Origin of the sequence: Treponema sp. UBA753 (assembly GCF_002297325.1) — a bacterium.
GTDB lineage: Bacteria > Spirochaetota > Spirochaetia > Treponematales > Treponemataceae > Treponema_D.
Genome location: NZ_DBKJ01000017.1, coordinates 1 through 3,557, shown reverse-complemented (window position 1 = coordinate 3,557; position 3,557 = coordinate 1). Strand labels below are relative to the sequence as shown.

At 44.3% G+C, this 3,557-nt stretch carries 4 protein-coding genes; all 4 read right to left on the bottom strand.

The genetic code is table 11. The features are described 5' to 3' along the window. Positions 1 to 353 (bottom strand): ATP-binding cassette domain-containing protein (locus B4C08_RS01060; RefSeq protein WP_296662203.1); only part of this gene is annotated, 353 nt, incomplete at its 3' end. A gap of 266 nt (positions 354 to 619) precedes the next feature. Further along, positions 620 to 1,699, bottom strand: coding sequence for a BMP family lipoprotein (locus B4C08_RS01055; protein ID WP_296662202.1), 1,080 nt, complete (start codon positions 1,697 to 1,699; stop codon positions 620 to 622). A 275-nt stretch (positions 1,700 to 1,974) separates the two neighbouring features. Then, entirely contained in the window at positions 1,975 to 2,673 is a 699-nt protein-coding gene (locus B4C08_RS01050) for a hypothetical protein (RefSeq protein WP_296662201.1), read from the bottom strand. A gap of 124 nt (positions 2,674 to 2,797) precedes the next feature. After that, positions 2,798 to 3,292 carry an HD domain-containing protein gene (locus tag B4C08_RS01045; protein WP_296662200.1) on the bottom strand — a complete coding sequence of 165 codons (495 nt, stop codon included), beginning with the start codon at positions 3,290 to 3,292 and terminating at the stop codon, positions 2,798 to 2,800. Positions 3,293 to 3,557: the final 265 nt, after the last annotated feature.

The following is a 3,557-nucleotide window of genomic DNA, read 5'->3' as shown; positions in this document are numbered from 1 at the left end:
GCTTCCTTTCTGTGCAGAACAAATCCGCCTTCCTTTCCGAGAGTGATGTTCTCCGTAACCGTAAAATTAGCCACAAGCTGAAAATGCTGGTGAACCATTCCAATTCCAAGACGAGCCGCGTCATTCGGATTTTTTATGGAAACTTCCTTTCCGCGGATTTTTATAGTTCCCCTGTCCGCATGATAAAGCCCGAACAAAATGCTCATAAGCGTGGATTTTCCGGCTCCGTTCTCGCCCAGAATCGCATGGACCTCTCCGTCCCGCACCTGAAGCGTAATATCGTCATTCGCAACAATACCCGGAAACTCCTTCCTGATATTGAGCATCTCAATCACATAATTGTCTGCGCCCATTTTTACTCCAATCTCAATACGAAATTATATCACAGCAAACGGATTCCGTGCAAAAAAAATAAGCCCCAGACTCGCACCCATGTTATACTCCGGCTTGACCGGAGCACCTTGAGCAACAGATTTCCGGGTCAAGCCCGAAAATGACAAAAAAGATACTTTTGGGACAGCCCCATGACAATTATCAAATATGAAACAGCAAATCTCAATAAAAAAAACAAGCCCCCGGTTTTTACGCCGGAGGCCTTTTTCAAGATGAAATTCTGAACTTATTTTATGAGTCCGTCACCTGAAGCCGCGACTTTGATTTTGCCTGATTTTATGAGGGCAAGAACCTCGTCAGCCTTTTTCTGCGCGTCCGCGGAAAGGTTAGGATTCTTAACAGGAATTCCGATTCCGTCGTTCGCCGCAGAAAGCTCAAGCTCCTGTCCGCCCGGGAATTTTCCTGCAAGCTGGGCCTCAATCATATCGTAGGACGCGCGGTCAAGGAATTTCTGTGCGGAAGTGAGAACCGCGCTTTTTCCCTTGGCGTAGATTCCATCATTGTACTGGTCAACGTCAACTCCGACCATCCACACATCCTTTCCTGTCGAGCGGCGTGTCTTTGCCTCGTTGATGACTCCGACTCCTACACCGCCTGCAGCCGCGAACACAACCTTAACGCCCTTGTCGTACATTGAGGCCGCAAGCTGCTGTCCTGCAGCAACGTCAGAGAATGTTCCCTGATAGACGACGTTCTCCGCATCAATTGAAATCTTTGTTCCGTAGTTGGCGTTCGCATAGGCGATTCCCTGCTGCCATCCCCAGTTGAATTTCTGAACCGCAGGAATTTCCATTCCGCCAATAAATCCAAATTTTCCTTCCTTAATCTGAACCGCAGCTGCAACTCCTGCGACAAATCCTGACTCCTGCTCAAGCCAAGAGACGGCGACAGTGTTCTTCGCAGTCTCGAAAGTGCTGTAGTCCGCCGTGTGAGGCTTTCCGTCAAGAATGACAAAAAGAACGTTCGGATATTTTTTCTGAGCAGCATAAACGGCCGTCTCGAATTTGAATCCCGGACAGATAATCATCTGATAGCCGGCATCCGCAAGGTTTCCGATTTCCTTGAGATAATCCGCCTCTGTTGTTCCGGCAGGCTTGAGGTACTTTGTCTTTATTCCCATGTCCTTCTGGGCGCGCAAAATTCCTTCCCAAGTTCCCTGATTGAAAGACTTGTCGTCGATTGTTCCTGAGTCCGTAACCATTCCGACCCTTAGATTCGATTTCTTTGAATCCTTCTTTTTTCCGGCGGCAAACGCTGATGTGGCAATAAGCAGAACACTGACCGCAACTGTAAGAATCTTTTTCATTTTTCCTCCATAAAAAAAAATGCACTGCAAGTTTCTTGGTAAATAGTATAATTCACAAAGGTTCATGTCAAGAAAAAACAGCGGACAGGATTTTGCTAAAGCGCATTTTCAGCTGGAAATAACAAACAGGAAAAACTACAAGACGCCGAAATTCCCGGAAATCCTCTCCTCCTCGTCTTTAATAAGCGAGCAAAATTCTTGAGAATTTTCTTCCATAATAAATCATTTTCTACAGCTCGTGATATTTATATCATAGCCACTTTTCCAAAACTTGCTTAATTATGCCTGTAAATCTTTAAATTCTCAAGATAATCAGGGCCGTTTGTATATCCGTCAGTTCGTATGATTATTTCCGTATCGGTAAACTCCACTTTACATTTGCAATACTCATCGCCAGGAATACTTTGCTGCTGCAGCATTCCGTCGTAAATTCCAGATGAGGGAAGCAAGCATTGGGTCTCTTCTGATTTCAGCAAAATAAATTCTCTTTGCAATATTTTTTCTTTGTCTAGTTCTATAAAACAGAAAACTTTTTCTTTTTCAAGCTGTTCATGCAATTCCCGCTCTTTTATCAGCTGGCACGCAACCTCCGCGCCTTCATCACAGTCAAATCTTTCCTTGTTGAAAACAAACACATCCTTTCCTTTGTATTTTGAATAAATATCCTTGACTTTCCTGTTTCTGCAGAATTTGCCTTTTAATTCCTCATAAATCTTTTCAATCGTAAAAAACTCATCGACTGTTACGGCATGCCCGTGAAAAACTTCCGTTATTTTTATTCCCGGAATTCCTGAAAAAAACGTCTTCTCCTTCAGATTAATGTAAACCCAGGGACAGGAACTGAAAATGCCTTTTGTGGAAACATTTCTATAATTTTTACGCAGATATTTATAAAATTCCGAGTCTCCGCAATTTCTTAAATCATTTCCGTAAACCAGAATAACTTCTTTTTCGCTTCCGATTCTATCACCCATAAAAACTCCGTAAAAACCGAATTATATTTCCTAGAATCATACAACATCAAACCGACATATAATGTCGCAGCAGAATTTTTTATTTTTTCTACATGACAGAACAAAGTGCAGCCGTTAATTTTATTTATCGTGCCGACTTTTCAAACATCTGCTCCAGAAGATATTTTCCGCTTGCGGTCTTGAACACGTTCGCCTTCATCGCCGGAACAGACTCGCGCTTGCAGTAGCCTTCCATAACGTTCACGATAAAGTCCGCCTCAACAAGGATCTGAAAGTCAAGTCCGTCAATCGCCTTGTACGTGTGGTGATGGCCGATTATAAAGCAAATCCGCTCAACATCGGCTGCAGGAAGAGAAAGCGGCTCAAGAAGTTTTTTCGCAATTGCAGGACCTTCCGTCTCCTGATGCTGAGGCTGGCTGTTTCCATATTTTTCCTTGCTCGCCTTTACGCCGATGTCGTGAAGATACGCCGCGACTTCCGTTATAAAAAGCGTATGCTCGTCCACGTTTTCCATCTGCGCGATAAGCCGGCTGTAGCCATGCACCGCCATCAGGTGATGAATATTAGGTCCGTCCGGGTCGTACTCAAAAATTGATTTTAGAAGTTTGGTCAGGTTCATTGTGTTTTTGCTCCTTATGTCATACTGAACTTTCTTTAGTATCTTTTTTTTCAGGCGTTCCCCTCACTGCGTTCGGGTCGGCTGTTCCGCACTTCGCTCACGCTCTAAGTCCTCGCCGTGCAAATCGCACGGCTGCGGTCTTTGGTTTCGGCTGTCAAAACAGCCTTCGCCAGTGCTCCATAGCCTAACGTGATAGCGTTAGGTCGTGCGCGAGAGCGCACACGTTAAATAAACAAGTTTTGTGTCAGCAAAATCTCACATTTTA

What these genes read in the sequence shown, in the direction of transcription:
- B4C08_RS01055 (WP_296662202.1), bottom strand. Translation starts at nt 1,699, where the DNA reads ATGAAAAAGATTCTTACAGTTGCGGTCAGTGTTCTGCTTATTGCCACA.
- B4C08_RS01050 (WP_296662201.1), bottom strand. Translation starts at nt 2,673, where the DNA reads ATGGGTGATAGAATCGGAAGCGAAAAAGAAGTTATTCTGGTTTACGGA.
- B4C08_RS01045 (WP_296662200.1), bottom strand. Translation starts at nt 3,292, where the DNA reads ATGAACCTGACCAAACTTCTAAAATCAATTTTTGAGTACGACCCGGAC.